The 14953-nt window shown below is 66.5% G+C and carries 17 protein-coding genes and 1 pseudogene; 8 read left to right on the plus strand and 10 right to left on the minus strand.

All coding sequences use genetic code 11. The features are described from left to right. Window positions 1–24 precede the first annotated feature (24 nt). Both murB and FVQ98_RS16725 read left to right on the plus strand, forming a co-directional pair. Window positions 25–1077 carry a UDP-N-acetylmuramate dehydrogenase gene (gene murB, locus FVQ98_RS16720; RefSeq protein WP_147914594.1) on the plus strand — a complete coding sequence of 351 codons (1053 nt, stop codon included), beginning with the start codon at window positions 25–27 and terminating at the stop codon, window positions 1075–1077. A gap of 93 nt (window positions 1078–1170) precedes the next feature. Further along, complete coding sequence (locus tag FVQ98_RS16725) at window positions 1171–1602, plus strand: hypothetical protein (RefSeq protein WP_147914595.1); 432 nt, start codon at window positions 1171–1173, stop codon at window positions 1600–1602. Window positions 1603–1730: 128 nt separating this feature from the next. Here FVQ98_RS16725 and FVQ98_RS16730 read toward each other — a convergent pair. Next, window positions 1731–2006, minus strand: a pseudogene (locus tag FVQ98_RS16730) (RNA recognition motif domain-containing protein); the annotation flags it as partial. Window positions 2007–2073: 67 nt separating this feature from the next. Beyond that, window positions 2074–2331: a translation initiation factor IF-1 gene (gene infA / locus FVQ98_RS16735; RefSeq protein WP_147914597.1), complete on the minus strand. Its 258-nt coding sequence runs from the start codon at window positions 2329–2331 to the stop codon at window positions 2074–2076. 611 nt (window positions 2332–2942) lie between these two features. On the opposite strand from infA, the gene FVQ98_RS16740 reads away from it, so the two are divergent. Next, window positions 2943–3140, plus strand: a complete 198-nt coding sequence (locus FVQ98_RS16740; protein ID WP_147914598.1) for a hypothetical protein — start codon at window positions 2943–2945, stop codon at window positions 3138–3140. 42 nt (window positions 3141–3182) lie between these two features. On the opposite strand, the gene FVQ98_RS16745 is transcribed toward FVQ98_RS16740, so the two are convergent. Together FVQ98_RS16745 and FVQ98_RS16750 are read right to left on the minus strand one after the other, a co-directional pair. After that, window positions 3183–3587: a c-type cytochrome gene (locus FVQ98_RS16745; RefSeq protein ID WP_147914599.1), complete on the minus strand. Its 405-nt coding sequence runs from the start codon at window positions 3585–3587 to the stop codon at window positions 3183–3185. Continuing rightward, a complete protein-coding gene (locus FVQ98_RS16750) occupies window positions 3584–4153 on the minus strand; it encodes a ferritin-like domain-containing protein (protein ID WP_147914600.1) in 570 nt (189 codons plus the stop codon). The genes FVQ98_RS16745 and FVQ98_RS16750 overlap by 4 nt, the downstream gene beginning before the upstream one ends. Before the next feature lie 193 nt (window positions 4154–4346). On the opposite strand from FVQ98_RS16750, the gene FVQ98_RS16755 reads away from it, so the two are divergent. Continuing rightward, window positions 4347–5060, plus strand: coding sequence for an RNA polymerase sigma factor (locus FVQ98_RS16755; protein WP_147914614.1), 714 nt, complete (start codon window positions 4347–4349; stop codon window positions 5058–5060). 61 nt (window positions 5061–5121) lie between these two features. On the opposite strand, the gene FVQ98_RS16760 is transcribed toward FVQ98_RS16755, so the two are convergent. Both FVQ98_RS16760 and ppnP read right to left on the minus strand, forming a co-directional pair. Continuing rightward, on the minus strand, window positions 5122–6384 hold the full coding sequence (locus FVQ98_RS16760) for an MFS transporter (protein WP_147914601.1): 1263 nt from the start codon (window positions 6382–6384) through the stop codon (window positions 5122–5124). 592 nt (window positions 6385–6976) lie between these two features. After that, window positions 6977–7297: a pyrimidine/purine nucleoside phosphorylase gene (gene ppnP / locus FVQ98_RS16765; protein WP_147914602.1), complete on the minus strand. Its 321-nt coding sequence runs from the start codon at window positions 7295–7297 to the stop codon at window positions 6977–6979. A 62-nt stretch (window positions 7298–7359) separates the two neighbouring features. Here ppnP and FVQ98_RS16770 point away from each other — a divergent pair, with 62 nt between their 5' ends. The 3 genes from FVQ98_RS16770 (at window position 7360) to FVQ98_RS16780 (ending at window position 9690) form a co-directional block, all read left to right on the plus strand. Then, window positions 7360–8220, plus strand: coding sequence for an RNA methyltransferase (locus FVQ98_RS16770; RefSeq protein ID WP_147914603.1), 861 nt, complete (start codon window positions 7360–7362; stop codon window positions 8218–8220). Between the two features lie 146 nt (window positions 8221–8366). After that, entirely contained in the window at window positions 8367–9137 is a 771-nt protein-coding gene (cysE, locus tag FVQ98_RS16775; RefSeq protein WP_147914604.1) for a serine O-acetyltransferase, read from the plus strand. Window positions 9138–9189: 52 nt separating this feature from the next. Then, the gene (locus FVQ98_RS16780; RefSeq protein ID WP_147914605.1) at window positions 9190–9690 is read left to right on the plus strand and encodes a hypothetical protein; all 501 of its coding nucleotides are present in this window, start codon (window positions 9190–9192) and stop codon (window positions 9688–9690) included. Window positions 9691–10010: 320 nt separating this feature from the next. On the opposite strand, the gene mog is transcribed toward FVQ98_RS16780, so the two are convergent. Together mog and yjgA are read right to left on the minus strand one after the other, a co-directional pair. Next, entirely contained in the window at window positions 10011–10607 is a 597-nt protein-coding gene (gene mog / locus FVQ98_RS16785) for a molybdopterin adenylyltransferase (protein WP_147914606.1), read from the minus strand. Between the two features lie 35 nt (window positions 10608–10642). Beyond that, window positions 10643–11341, minus strand: a complete 699-nt coding sequence (yjgA, locus tag FVQ98_RS16790) for a ribosome biogenesis factor YjgA (protein ID WP_147914607.1) — start codon at window positions 11339–11341, stop codon at window positions 10643–10645. A 1147-nt stretch (window positions 11342–12488) separates the two neighbouring features. Between yjgA and pmbA the strand changes: the two genes are divergently transcribed. Further along, the gene (pmbA, locus tag FVQ98_RS16795; RefSeq protein ID WP_147914608.1) at window positions 12489–13862 is read left to right on the plus strand and encodes a metalloprotease PmbA; all 1374 of its coding nucleotides are present in this window, start codon (window positions 12489–12491) and stop codon (window positions 13860–13862) included. Between the two features lie 100 nt (window positions 13863–13962). Here the strand turns inward: pmbA and FVQ98_RS16800 are convergent, their stop codons facing one another. Continuing rightward, entirely contained in the window at window positions 13963–14409 is a 447-nt protein-coding gene (locus tag FVQ98_RS16800) for a GatB/YqeY domain-containing protein (protein WP_147914609.1), read from the minus strand. 120 nt (window positions 14410–14529) lie between these two features. Next, window positions 14530–14742: a 30S ribosomal protein S21 gene (gene rpsU, locus FVQ98_RS16805; protein WP_106702960.1), complete on the minus strand. Its 213-nt coding sequence runs from the start codon at window positions 14740–14742 to the stop codon at window positions 14530–14532. Between the last annotated feature and the right edge of the window lie 211 nt (window positions 14743–14953).

Consider the following 14953-nt stretch of genomic DNA (forward strand, 5'->3'; position numbering starts at 1 on the left):
ATGGTGCGGTGCGACAATTCTCCCATGATCGTGGAACGCAACGTGCCCCTGCAGCCGCTCAACAGCTTTGGCATCGCCGCGCGCGCCGCCTCGCTGGTGCGGGTGCGCGGCGAAGACGACGTGCGCGCCGTGCTGGCCGACGCCGAACTGGCGCTGCAGCCGCGCTTCGTGCTGGGTGGCGGCAGCAACATCGTGCTGACCGGCGACGTCAAGGCCACCGTGCTGAAGGTGGAGGTGACTGGCCGCCGCGTGGTGGGTGAAGATGCCCGCCACACGCTCGTCGAATCGGGCGCGGGCGAGGTCTGGCACGACTTCGTCGCCTGGACGCTGGCGCAAGGCCTGCCGGGACTGGAGAACCTGGCATTGATTCCCGGCACCGTGGGCGCCGGGCCGGTGCAGAACATCGGCGCGTACGGGGTTGAGCTGCAGGACCGCTTTCATGAGCTGGACGCGGTCGACTTGCACACCGGCGAGCTGTTCACGCTGAACGCCGCGCAGTGCGGCTTTGGCTACCGCGATTCGGTGTTCAAGCACATCGCCGCGACCGACGACGACTTTGGCCTGGCTGGGCGTGCGCTTATCCTGCGCGTGCGCTTTGCGTTGCCCAAGGCGTGGCAGCCGGTGCTGGGCTACCTGGACCTGGAGCGCAAGATGGCCGAGACCGGCATCCACACGCCCAGCGCTCAGCAGATCTTCGACTGGATCGTCGAGATCCGTCGCGCCAAGCTGCCCGACCCGGCCGTCATCGGCAACGCCGGCAGCTTCTTCAAGAACCCCACCGTCACGCCCGAGCAGTGCCAGGACATCATCGGGCGCGACCCGAAGGTGGTGCACTACCCCATGCCCGACGGCAGCGTGAAGTTGGCGGCCGGCTGGCTGATCGACGCCTGCGGCTGGAAGGGCAAGAGCGTGGGCAATGCGGCTGTGTACGACAAGCAGGCGCTGGTGCTGGTCAACCGCGGCGGCCTGGACAACCCGGCGACCGGCGGTGAAGTGATGACCCTGGCCAAGGCCATCCAGACCAGCGTGTACGAGCGCTTTGGCATCCGTCTGGAGCCTGAGCCTGTGGTCGTTTAAGGCCGCTGGCGCTAGTGCTACTTGCGTGGCCAGCTATTGAAGATGTAGCAAAGCACGCCTGTGCGTCACATTGAGATATTTCGGCTGCGCCGCGTGCGCGACAAACCGCGCGCCTTGGCGGTGATGGAGGCCGCTGCCGCGGTGAGCGAAGACGCTGCCTGGGCGGCGCTGCACGAAGCGCTGGCCGGCGGTCGGCCCACCCTGGCCTTGCCCGACGACCAGACCGCGCGAGACTGCGTCGTGGCCTTGTCCCGGTGCGGCTTCGTGGCGCGCTTCAAGCCTGGTGACGAAGACGACCCGGGCCGGCAGGCGGAGGCGGTGATGCTGCCGCTGATCAAGCGGATGCCCACGGGGCTGGCCGATGCGGCGGGCGCTGACCTGCTGGCCGGGCGCTGGTCCGACGCGCTGCAGCTGTGCCTTCAGTACTGGCGAACGCACGCTGCGCCGGGCGCGGCAGAGCGCGCGGCGCTGGAGCGCGTGCGGATCGAGTTGGGTGTGGACGTCGGGGGCACGGGCCGCCAGTGATCGGGGCCGTGGCAGCGCCAAACGCCGAGGGCTGGCGGGCGCCAGCCGACGACGCTACGACCGGCCCAGGACGGGGCGAGCCGTGAGAAGCATCGGGGCCGGATCAGCCCCGACCAGGATCAGCGGCGGCCGCCGCCGTAGCCGCCCGAGCGCGGCTCCATCGGGCGCGCCACGTTCACGGTCAGCGCGCGGCCGTCCAGGTCGCGGCCATTCAGGCCGTCGATGGCGGCCTGGGCTTCTGCGTCAGAACCCATCTCGACGAAGCCGAAGCCCTTCGAGCGGCCCGAATCGCGGTCCATCAGCACTTTGGCCGAGTTGACTTGGCCAAACGCGGAGAAGGCGTCCTGCAGTTGTTCGTCGCGCACCGAATAGGACAGGTTGCCGACGTAGAGTTTGTTGTTCATGCTTTTCTTTCTAGGGAGACGATGCCGTGCACCTGCACGGCTTCAGGGGTGCGCAAGCTGCGCGGGTTTAGCGGGCACGGGGGCCACCGGGGCCAGGGCCGCGGGTGGCCAAGTGGCGGAAGGTGATCCGCCCCTTGTTGAGATCGTACGGCGACATTTCCAGCGACACGCGGTCGCCGGCCAGCACGCGGATGCGGTGCTTGCGCATCTTGCCGCCCGAATAGCAGATCAGGCTGTGACCGTTGTCCAGCACGACGCGAAAACGCGAATCGGGCAGGACTTCTTCAACCTGGCCCTGCATTTCAATCAATTCTTCTTTGCCCATCTGAAATCAACTCCTTGAGTGTCGTGGGTGGTCGTTCATGCCCGAGTGGCCATGGCGTCTGTGCGGCAGGCCCGTCGCTCGGCAGTTGGCCCGCGACCGCAGCAGGTATCGCCTGCGGCGTGCGGCTTGGGCGGCGCTGCTGACCGGCCGGCCGCCATGGCACATGCGGCGGCGAGCGAACGAGGGGCTGAACGGGAAAACCGGTTGCCGGACGTTGTGAGGCGGCGCAAAGCGGTTGCGGCAGCGCCACAGCGGTGAACGAAAACCGGGCGGGGATGGCCCGCGAGAAAAGAGGTAGCGCGGGTGGGGCGGGACTCGTCGAGGAAGACCAATGCGACCGATTGGCCGATGTCGAAGCCCGGGCGCCGATGCGATCTGGCCAACCCGTCCTACACCACGCATGGCAACGAGCAAGCCACGGTGGACCCAAAATTATACCGTGAAAGGCCTTGGCATGCAGATGCTGACCGAGCCGTCACGGGGCGCGGCGCGCGACCTGGGAAGCCGTCTGCGGCCGCGCAGCGTCCCGAAAACTGACACGCGTCAAGGCACTGCGGTGCGCGTCGCCCTAGCATAGCCACATGTCATCGAGCCAAAGCAGGTAGCGCGCCGTGCGCTTTTCCACCGTTATCGCGGTGCTGCTGGTCGGCGCCATTCTGGTCTTCGTCATGGCCGTGATTCGCGCGGTGGTGGTCGGCCGGATGGAAGGCATGGAGGCCGAGGCCTTTCAGTACCGCCAGAAAGCCGTGCGCGCGGCGTGGTGTGTCGGCGCGCTGGTGGTGCTTGCGCTGGTCACGGGCTGGCTCTAGAGGCAACCCACCGTACTTCAACCACGCCGACACGCCACCTCCTCAACGCCGAGCCGATGCCGCCAACGCGCGGCACTCGGGCGTGTCGTTCGCGCGCTGGAGGTAGTCGATCAGGGCTTGGCGTTCCTTCGGGTCGGCGACCCCGTCGTAAGTCATCGAGGTGCCTGGCACGACCTGGGTGGGGTGGCTGAGAAAGCGGTCGAGCGTCTTGACGTCCCAGGTCAGACCGGACGCTTTCATGGCCGTGGTGTAGGAGAACCCGGGCACACTGCCTGCGCGGCGCCCCATCAGACCGCAATGGTGAGGGCCGACCCGGTCCTGCGCGAGCGCGTGGCAGGCGACGCAGCGCTCATAGATCTGCGCGCCAAGCAGGGTGGCGGGGGCAGCGCAGGCGAACGCGCTCACACCCATCAGGCCGCCCAACACAGCCCAGTCGGCGGTGCTCATGACACGAACGCCGATGGCACGGGAACGTCGCCCACGGCCTGGCGCAGCACGGCCCAGTGCATGGCTTCGTCGCCCAGAATGCTGGCGGCGGCCTTGGCCAGTTCACGCTGACCGAACAGTGGCACGGCGCCAAGGTACGCGCTGACGGCGCCTTGCTCAAGTCGCGCTGCAAAACGCAGCACGTCTTCCTGCGACTTCAGTTGGTCGACCGGAAAGCTGTATTTGGCTTTGGCCGCCACGGGGTGACCGCCCAGCTTCTCGATGGTGCGCGCCAGAAGGTCGGCATGGGCCTTGTGGTGGGACTGAAATTCGGTGGCAAGCGCCAGCACGGGCTTTTGCAGCAGCTTGCTTTCGGCACCCAACTGGTAGGCCGCCACAGCTTCAAGCTCGGCGCCGAGTGCGGTGTTGAGGATTTGGGCATCGGCCGCATCGTGCTCACCCGAGCGCGCTGCCAGAGCCGGGCGTCCGGCCAACAGCGCGACGGCCGCGCCAGACAACACCAGGCCCGACTGGCCGAGAAACAGGCGACGTGCCGACAGGGGGTCAGGGCTCAAGAGGAATGACATGAAAAACTCCTTCGCAACGGTAGTAGGAGGCCAGGGCCCGCGGCGCCGCGGATCGACGCGCGAGGTGGTCTCCTGCATTTGGATGGAGGCGGCCGTTCGCCCGTTCCGGCCCTTCGCGTACAAGGGTCAAGCAGGCAGGGGCTGCGAAAGCGCGACGGATCGCGCGACCATCGACGCAACAGAGGAGTTCGCAATGTCCCATGCACTGGCTCAGACCATCGATCATCCGCTTGGTGAAATCAGCGATGCCGAACTCGCGCAGCGTGCTGTTGAAGGGGATGAGGGCGCTTTCGTAGCGATCATGCGGCGCCACAACCGCTTGCTTTTTCGCACGGCGCGTGCCGTGCTCAGAAACGATGCCGATGCCGAGGACGCGCTCCAGCAAGCTTACCTGCGCGCGTGGCGCGCCATCGGCAGCTTTCGCGCGGAGGCACGGCTGTCGACCTGGCTGGTGCGCATCGTGGCCAATGAAGCGCTGGCGCGTGCGCGGCGCCCTGCGTTGAAAGTGATACCGCTGGACACCGTCATGTCATCCACAGAGACGGACCCCCTGAATTGGCTGCAGGACGATGCCGACAAGCAGCCTGATCGCATCACCATGCGCACCGAGCTTCGACGCTTGATGGAAGCGCGCATCGACCAGCTGCCCGACGACTTCCGGTGGGTGTTTGTGCTGCGCGGCGTGCAGGAGCTGAGTGTGGAAGAGGTCGCGTCGGCGCTGGCGATTCCCGAAGCCACGGTGCGCAGCCGCTTTTTTCGCGCACGCGACCTCCTGCGCAAGGGGCTGTCGCAGGACTTCGACATGGCGCTGGGCGACGCCTTCGCCTTCGATGGCGAGCGCTGCGCCCGGCTGGTGGCAGCGGTGATCCCCCGGTTGACGCCGCGCCCTGGGCGAGCGGTGGCCTGAGGTTCCGCGCGCAGGCAGGGTCGAGGGGCGGTGGCAGCCTCAGCGATGCACGTTCGCTGGATCAACCGGCATGCGCCCGCAGCACGCTGCGCCCGCGCGTGCGCAGGTACAGCCAACCCACGATGCCCAGGTTCAGCAAGTTCCAGCCGATGCCGTTCAGGAAGGCCGCGCGGTAGCTGCCTGTGACGTCGAACACCCAGCCCGACATCCAGCCGCCCAGCGCCATGCCGATCAGCGTGGCCATGATCAGCGCGCCGGTGCGCGCGCCGGCTTCACGGGCGGGGAAGTGTTCGCGCACGATGATCGCGTAGGACGGCACGATGCCGCCCTGAAACAACCCGAACATCGCCGACACCGCGTAGAGCGACATCATCCCGCTCGCTGGCAGGAACATCAGCAGCGCCAGCCCCTGCAGGGCCGAGCCCAGCAGCAACGTGCGGATGCCGCCAATGTGGTCGCAGATCCAGCCCGACACCAGGCGGCTGATGATGCCGCTGAACAGCATCAGCGACAGCATTTCTGCCCCCCGCGCGGCGCCAAAACCCAGGTCGGTGCAGTAGGCGACGATGTGCACCTGCGGCATCGACATCGCCACGCAGCAGGCCACGCCGGCCACGCACAGCAGGGCTTGCGCGGTGCCGGGCGTGAGGCCAAACGGACGATCCGGCGGCCAGGGCGTGGGACGTGGCGCGGCCGGGGCGCCGGGTGCGCCGCCAATCTGAAGTTCCGGTGGCGGGCGGCGCATGGCAAAGGCCAGCAGCGCCATGCCGATGCCGCACACCAAGCCCAGTGCGACGTAGGTCGGGCGCCAGCCGTAGTGGGTGATGCCCCATTGCGCCAGGGGCGGCCAGATGGTGCCGGCGATGTAGTTGCCGCTGGCGCACACCGCCATGGCGATGCCGCGGCGCTTTTGCCACCACAGGCCGGTGTCGGCCATCAGCGGTGCGAAGGTGGCGGCGCCGCCCAGCAGGCCCAGCAGGCCGTGCGCCAGGCCAAACAGCCACACGTTGCCGCTGGCCGCGGCCAGGATGTACCCCGCGGCCACCGCGGCCGAGCCCAGCCACAGCACGCGCGCAATGCCCCAGCGGTCGGCCCACTTGCCGGTCCACAAGCCGCCCAGGCCCAGACACACCATCATGGCGGTGTAGGGCAACGATGCGTAGGCGCGGCTGATGCCGAATTCGGTCTGCACCGCCGGCAGCACCACCGACACCACGTACATCGCGCTGTTGCCCAGCGTGACCAGCAGCACGGTGACGAACAGCCGCCAGGCTGCTGTGCGCGAATCGATCAGGCTGGCGTCTGAGGGGGTGGGTGCGGACATTTGGCCAGCGTATCACCGGCGGTCGGCGTTCGTGTCGCGCCAGGTTGCGCCGCACCAAAGGCTTTGGCGCGAATACGGCGACTGCGGTCCCAGTCGGGCTGACTGAGATGGTTCATATATGGGCTGCCAACCCTTGACAATATTGCGATGACAGCTATCAATTAGGGAGCAAAGGTAGGATGTCGCCCGGTGTCAACCTGCTGAGTTTTCAAGCCGTTTCGGCCAATAGACTTGGCCATCAAGCACGCGCAGCTATCTTTGGGATAGCGTTCGACGAACACCGCGTAGCCATCCGCAGCCCAGCCACGAGCAGGCCTGCAAGCAGGAGTCGGCATGCTGCCGGTAGGCGGCGATCGATTGCCGCAAGCCATGAATGGGTGGCGAAAGCAATCGATCAAGATCGTGCGAGGCCCGTTCACGATCAATTGGCGCTGCGCGTTTCTGGCCCGTGCGTTGCTTCAGGCGCTCACCCGGTGCCTCAGACCAAGGATGGCTGGGCTATCGAAAAGGGCAGGCGATATCGGCAGGAAACCCAATGGCGGAGTGCGCAGCAAGCTATCAATTTGAAAGCTTCTTCGGCTTTTCTGATAGCTCAGGCGTAGCTGCAGATGTAGTGGTACGGCGCGTCCGTCACGCGGATGTCGAACGACGAATTGCCCGGCACGCTGAACTTCTCGCCCGTGCCCGACTTCAGCCACTGGTCGCTGCCAGCCAGCTTGTATTCGCAACTGCCGCCCACGCCTTCCATGACCTCGGCCGCGCCCGTGGTGAACGTCAGCGTCGCCGGCAGGATCACCCCCACGCTCTGCTTGCTGCCATCGGCCAGGGTATAGCCGTGCGACACGCATTTGCCGTCGAAGTACACGTTGGCCTGGGTGGTAAGGGTCACGTTGGGAATGGTCGCGGTGGTCATGGCAAAACGGGCCGAGAAGTGAACAGAACCGCGCATGTTAGCCGCGCGGCGACAATCGTCTGATGCCGTCTGCCCCCTTGCTGCAACCCCGCACCCGCTTTGTTTTGATCGAAACCAGCCACGCCGGCAACGTGGGCGCCGTCGCCCGCGCCATGAAGGTGATGGGCTTCGACGATCTGGTGCTGGTGCGCCCACGTTGGCCCGATGTGCTGACGCGCGACGAAGCGGTGGAGCGCGCCAGCGGCGCCACCGACATCCTGCAACGCGCGCGCAGCGTCGCCACACTCGACGAGGCGCTCGACGGCATGACCCATTTGTGCGCCACTGCCATGACCCCGCGCGATTTCGGGCCGCCCACGCGCGCACCGCGCGAACACTTCGGTATGCTATTAAAAAAGAAGCTGTCCGCGCAGGTGGCTGTAGGGCCAGAGGCTGATTTTTCTCATAACGATGGGCTGGACCTGACCCAGCCGCAAGGCGTGGCCTTCCTGTTCGGGCCCGAGCGTTACGGCATGGCCAACGACGACGTCTACCGCTGCCACGTCGCGCTGAGCATCCCCACCGACCCGGCCTACGGCTCGCTCAACCTCGCCGCCGCCGTGCAACTGATCGCCTACGACTGGCGCCAGGCGCTGGGCGCGCGCGGCTGGGGTTTTGGCGTGCAGCCCGCCGCCAGCCCTCCCGCGCTGGCCGACGCCGCCCAGCAAGCCGGCATGCTGGCGCACTGGCAGCAGGCGCTGGTCGACATCGGCTTTCTGGACCCGGCCGCGCCCAAAAAACTCATGCCGCGCCTGACGCAGCTGTTCAACCGCGCCCAGCCCACGGTGGAAGAGATTCACATCCTGCGCGGGATCGCGAAGGCGATGCAGCAGGCGGCAGCGACGGAAGCCGAAGCGCCTGCGCGCGGACAGGTGCCTCGCTGAGGCTGTGCGGGGACGGGCGATCAGGCCGCCCTGCGTCTCGTGCGCGCCGCCTGCCCTTGGCCGTCTGGGCCGACCCCGCTCGGTATGTGGCCCTTGCGGCAAGTCGCTGCGCCTGCCGCCTTGCGGCGGTAGACTCGCTGCCCACCATGTTCCAGCGCATCCGCTCCTACACCCACGCCATTCTCGAGCGGGACCCCGCCGCGCGCAGCGTCTGGGACGTCGTCTTTTCCTACCCCGGCTTTCACGCGCTGGTGCTGCACCGCATCGCCCATCCGCTGTGGAACGCCGGCTGGTTCTGGCTGGCGCGCTGGATCTCGCACTGGGGCCGGTTCTTTACCGGCATCGAGATCCACCCCGGCGCCAAAATCGGTGAGCGCGTCTTCATCGACCACGGGATGGGCGTCGTGATCGGCGAAACGGCCGAGATCGGCGACGACTGCACCATCTACCAGGGCGTCACGCTGGGCGGCACCTCGCTCACCAAGGGCAGCAAGCGCCACCCGACGCTGGGCAAGGGTGTCGTCGTTGGTGCCAGCAGCCAGGTGCTGGGCGGCTTCACCGTGGGCGACGGCGCCAAGATCGGCTCCTCCGCCGTGGTCACCAAGCCCGTTCCGCCGGGCGCCACCGCCGTCGGCAACCCGGCCCGCATCATCGCCGCGGACGACGCCGCCAAGCGCGAGGAAACCGCGGCCAAGCTGGGCTTTTCCGCCTACGGCGTCACCCAAAGCGACGACCCCGTCAGCCAGGCCCTGCGCGGCCTGATCGACGGCACCGCCACGCACGACCACCAGATCGCCATGCTGTGGCACGCGGTCGAACGCCTGGCCTGCCAGATGGACCCGGACTGCGTACCCAAGGAAGCGGCCAAGGCCGAGAGTTTCGAGGCCGACAAACTGAACGAGCTGGTGGGCAAGTAGGCGCACATCAGGTATGCGGAATTCGGTTGGCATTGGATCGGAGACATTGCGCATGAGATCTGCATTCAGCTTGCGCCGCCCTGCGTTCGTCATGGCGGCGGCGCTGGGGCTCGTCGGTTGCACGGCGTTGCGCAACGACTGGGTTGAGCCTACGTCCGGCCCGACCGCTCAACTGGCCGTTGCGGGCTTGCCAAACGGCACCGTGGGTTTGCATCTGTACGACGACTACCGCACCTGCAGCGGTCGGCGTCTGGTGGTCTCGTCCAACAACGACAACCGCATCCTCCCGCGCCCTGTCAAGGTGGTCGCGGGCCAGCCGCTGGCATTCACCGCGTGGGCGATCAAGCGGGGCAACCTGGGCTGCAATCAGACGGGCACTTTTACGCCGCAGGCCAACCAGCGCTATGTGGCGCAGATGATCGTCTCAGAGGCGGACTTCAGCTGTCGGCTGGTGGTCCGCACCGAAAACGGACGTCCGGTGCCCGTCAAGCCGCGCGTTATCGGTAAGCAACTCACAGTCACCGAGCAGTCCAGCTTTTGCTTAGCGGACTGAGTTTTTCAAGGCCGCAACGCGGCGCGCGGTAACGCAGTGAGCGCGGCAGCGACTGGCCTGAGTAGGCTGCGCAGTGCGGGGCCGCTACAACGCCTTACTCATGCTGCGGCGAAGCTGCGACGCGCCCCTTTAAAGCGCGGCCCGGAGTGACCGCGTCCTCCGAAACGAAGCCCCACGCGTTGCAGCGGTAAAGAGGCATACGCTATCTAAGCGGTAGCTGCCCGCGCAATCTGCCGTAGGGCGAGCACCTGTTTTAATTTGTAATTCGACTGGACTATTGTGCCAGCCCAGCAAGTGCTGTCGCCCTGGTCGTCGGCCAATCAGCCGCGCGCCGTCCGCACCGCGTTCTTCGGCCGAAACGCCTTGACCACCGCTTCGTGCGTCTCGATGTAAGGCCCACCAATCAGATCGACGCAGTAAGGCACGGCGGCGAAGATGCCGTGGACCTTGGGCGTGCCGTCTTCGGCCTTCAGGCCTTCCAGCGTTTCGGCGATGGCCTTGGGTTGGCCGGGCAGGTTGATGATCAGCGTCTGGCCGCGCACGACGGCGACCTGGCGGCTGAGGATGGCGGTGGGTACGAAGGCCAGGCTGATCTGGCGCATCTGTTCGCCAAAGCCGGGCATCTCCTTGTCGGCAACGGCCAGCGTGGCTTCGGGCGTGACGTCGCGCGGCGCGGGGCCAGTGCCACCGGTGGTCAGCACCAGGGCGCAACCGGCGTCCACCAGCTCGATCAGCGTGCGGCTGATGGTGGCCTCATCGTCGGGGATCAGGCGCGGTTCGAAGGTGACGGGGTTCTTCAGCGCGCGGCCTAGCCAGTCCTGCAGTGCGGGCAGGCCCTTGTCTTCGTAGGTGCCGCTGGAGGCGCGGTCGCTGACGGAAACGATGCCGATGGTGATGGGGTCGAAGGTGTCGCTCATGCTGGGAAAACTATGGATTCGGTCGCTGGCCGCGCTTATCCGGCGCGGCTGTCGTCGGTGTAGCCAGCCTCATCGGCGTCGATGGGCTGCACGGGCTGCGTCTCGGCCGCAGACTCGGCGCGCTCCAGCGCGTCGCGCACCAGCTGGAACAGCTCGCGGTAGGCGCGGCTTTGGCGCGGCGCCTGACCTTGCGATTCGGCCACGCGCGCGTCGCCCGGCGCGGGCGCGTCCTTGCGCGCCTGGCGCACCAGGGCGCGCAGCTGTTGTACGTCGGTGTCAGGGAATTGGCTGACCCAGGCGTTCACCGCCGCGTCTTCACCGATCAGGCGTTCGCGCCAGTTCTCGGCCGCGTGCAGGCGCAGCGTGTCCTTGGCCGAGCCCTTGCGTTGCTCGTCCAGCGCGGTGCGGATGGCGTCGACCTGCTCCTCGGTCAGCTGGCGCATCAGCTTGCCAACGTACTGGCTTTGCCGGCGCTTGCCTTCAAAGTTGGTGATGCGGTTGAGTTCCTGCAGACCGTCGATCAGCTTGCTGGGCAGATCGAGTGGGGCGAGCAAATCACTGCGCAGCGTGAGCAGCTTTTCGCCCAGCGCCTGCAGCTCGGTGCTCTGCGCCTTGAGGTCGGTCTTGCTGGGGCCATCGCCGTGCATCTCGCGTTTGAGTTCTTCGTCCAGTTCGCTGCCTTCGGCGACAAACTGGCCGCGCACGAAATAGCCTTTTTTGGGTTTGCGGGACATGGTGTGGGCGGTCGCGCGCCAGGGCGCGCGTCAATGCTTTGGATTTGATAGCTGGCCGCGCCGGATGGGAGCGCGCTGGAGGGTGATTTTGCCTTGAATTGCGAGGAGAGGTGGCGTTGGACGCCACCGCCGGGCCGAAGGCTCACGCTGCCGGCGTGCGCGGTGGGTTGTGCGAGCGGATGTGGGGTGGCGATGGCCCATGCCGCAATGTGCTCTCGGTGTGCGTTGGTGGTCCGTTCGTGCGATGCTGATGCTTCTGAATTGGGAGCTGGTTGCACTTGCGGTTGTAGGGCTGGAGGTCGATTTGTTTTGGAATCGCTTGTGGAGACAGTGAGGTGTGAGGCCGGGATTCGCCCCGGCGGGCGAGGTACTTTCTTGCTGCGCGGCAAGAAAGTACCCAAAGAAGCGCGCCCCACTGGCCGTGTCCCCATCGCGTCGCGATGGGGCAACCTGCGATGCTAGATCGGGCGGTGGCGCTGCAGAACTCGCTGCGCGCCGTTGGCGCTCCGCTCAAACAACTGCAGCGAGTCAGAGCACGCAGCGCGGGCATCCTTCGGTGCCCGCGCCCACCGCCCGCTCTGCGCTTCTCGGCACGTCCACAGGGGTGGGGAAACCATTCAGGCCATCGCTGCGCTCGGCCCTGGGTCCCCGGAGCCGAGCGCAGCGATGGCCCGAGTGGCTGTTCAACGCCCCTTGAGGCTGCGCCTGCGGCGCGGTTCTGGCGGGGTGGCGGCTGCAGCGCAGCATGCAGCCGCTTCGTGAACTGACTGGCCGCGGCTGTTTGAACGGAGCGCAGCAAGCGCGAAGTGAGTTCTGCGGCCCAGCCCGACAGGAGCGCGACGCAGGTTTGCCCCTGCGCGTAGCGCAGGGGTCGCAGACGTGGGGTCGCCTTCTTTTGCCTTCTTTTCTTGGCGAGACAAGAAAAGAAGGTGCGCCGCCGGGCGCACATCCCGGCCTCTCACCTCAAACGAGCAACTGCATTAAACCCGCGCACAGCGAAAGCAATTACAACTTCCATAGCTGCCCGCGCAAGCAGCACCAGTGCCAGCGCACAAAAAGATGGTTGCTATCCCAAAGGGCGCAGCGGCGCAAACGGTGTCGGCGGACGACACCTCAGCCCCTCAAGCGGTGTGCAAAAATCCACCCCATGCAAGACACCTCCAAGCCCCTGGCGGGCTTTTCTTATTCCCGCGGCTTTTTTGAAGACTTGGTCGATACCGCGCTGGCCCATGCCAAGAAGCTGGGCGCGACCGACGCCGGCGCCGAGGCGTCGGAGGGCTCGGGCCTGAGCGTCAGCGTGCGCAAGGGCGATCTGGAAACGGTGGAGCGCAACCGCGACAAGTCGCTGGGCGTCACGGTGTACCTGGGCCAACGGCGCGGCAACGCCAGCACGTCGGATTTCTCGCGCGCGGCGATCGAACGCACGGTGCAGGCGGCCTACGACATCGCGCGCTTCACCGCCGAAGACCCGGTGGCTGGCCTGCCGGATATGGGCGACATCGCCACTGCGGCCGAGCAGCCGGACCTCGACCTGTTTCACCCCTGGCCGATCACCAGCGAGCAGGCAGCCGAGATGGCGCTGGCCTGTGAGGCCGCAGCCTTTGGCGTGAACAAGCGCATCACCAACAGCGAAGGCGCGGGTGTGTCGGCGCAGCAAAGCCATTTCTTCAGCGCGCACACGCACGGTTTTCGCGGCGGCTACGCGAGCTCGCGCCACAGCCTGTCGGTGGCGCCGATCGCGGGCAAGGGGCGGGATATGCAGCGCGACTACTGGTACAGCTCGGAGCGCAACGCGTGCGACCTGGCCAGCCCGGAAGCGGTGGGCCGCTACGCCGCCGAGCGGGCTCTGAGCCGCCTGCAAAGCCGCAAGATCAGCACGCGCGAATGCCCCGTGCTGTTTGAATCGCCGCTGGCCGCCGGGCTGCTGGGCGGTTTCGTGCAGGCGGTGAGCGGCGGGGCGCTGTACCGCAAGACGACCTTTCTGGCCGATTCGCTGGGCAAGACGGTGTTTCCCAAGCACATCAGCGTCGACGAGGACCCCTTCGTGCGCGGCGGCAAAGGCTCGTCGCCGTTCGACGAAGAGGGCGTGCGTGTGCAGCGCCGCAAGGTGGTCGACCGGGGGCGCGTGGAAGGCTACTTTCTCAGCACCTATTCGGCGCGCAAGCTGGGCATGAAGACGACCGGCAACGCCGGCGGATCGCACAACCTGGTGCTGCGTTCGCGCCAGACGCAGGAGGGCGACAACCTCGACGCCATGCTGCAAAAGCTGGGCACCGGCCTGTTCGTGATCGAGCTGATGGGCCAGGGCGTGAACTACGTGACCGGGGACTATTCGCGCGGCGCGAGCGGCTTCTGGGTTGAAAACGGGCGCATCGCCTTCCCCGTGCAGGAAATCACCATCGCCGGCAACCTGCGCGACATGTTCCAGGGCATCGCTGCCGTGGGCGCCGACGCGTACACCTATGGCGGCAAGACCACGGGGTCGGTGTTGGTCAACCGGATGACGGTGGCGGGCAACTGAGCGCGTTCGGCGCAGAAAAACGGCAGCCCTGGCTGCCGTTTTTTTGTTGCGTGCAAGCGGACCTGAGTAGCGCACCGCGGTCGTCTGCTGGCCGCTTGCGTCAGCCGGCCAACGCCGCCTTGACCGCGGCGCTCACGGCGCCCATGTCGGCCTTGCCAGCCAGGCGCGCCTTGGCGGCGCCCATCACCTTGCCCATGTCGCCGGGGCCGGCAGCGCCCAGTTCGGCCACCAGCGCCTTGACTTCGGCAGCGACTTCGTCGGCCGACAGGCGCGCGGGCAGGTAGGCTTCGAGCACCGTGATTTCGGCCGCTTCCTTATCGGCCAGGTCCTGGCGATTGGCCTGGGTGAAGGCGGCGATGCTGTCCTTGCGTTGCTTGATCAGCTTGTCGAGGATCGTGACAACAGCCACGTCGTCCAGCACGATGCGCTCGTCGACTTCCTTTTGCTTCATGGCCGCCTGCAGCAGACGGATGGTGCCCAGGCGCTCGGAATCCTTGGCGCGCATGGCGGTCTTCATGTCTTCGGTGATCTGGTCTTTCAGGCTCATGGCAGGTCCTTCAGGGGAAAAAGCGAGGGTCGCAGAAACAAGAAAGGCCCGCAGAGCGTCCCCGGCGAGCCTTTGGTGCGAGCCGCCCCACGCATGGAAGGGCGTCTGCGGCGAGAAAACTCAGTAGAGCTTCTTGGGCAGTTGCATGCTGCGCACGCGCTTGTGGTGGCGCTTGACGGCGGCGGCCTTCTTGCGCTTGCGCTCGGCGGTGGGCTTCTCGTAGAACTCGCGGGCACGCAGTTCGGTCAGCAGGCCCAGCTTCTCGATGGTGCGCTTGAAGCGGCGCAGCGCCACGTCAAACGGCTCGTTCTCTTTTACACGGATGGTGGTCATTCGGTTTCAATGGTGTGCGGCCAGCGGGGGTGAAGTAGATCAGGCTCCACGCCGTGCGCCGCTAAGGTTGCCCCGCCTCTTAACTAGTATGTGGCCGGCAGGGCGTTTGCCAGCAAAGCCCTCAATTATAGGCCTAAATGTCGTTTCCCAAGAGGTTGTTCACCCGAGGTGAAGCAAGATGGAGTTCTCAAGCCAAACCAGCTGCTTCAGC

Origin of the sequence: Ottowia flava (genome assembly GCF_008017535.1) — a bacterium.
GTDB lineage: Bacteria > Pseudomonadota > Gammaproteobacteria > Burkholderiales > Burkholderiaceae_C > Ottowia > Ottowia flava.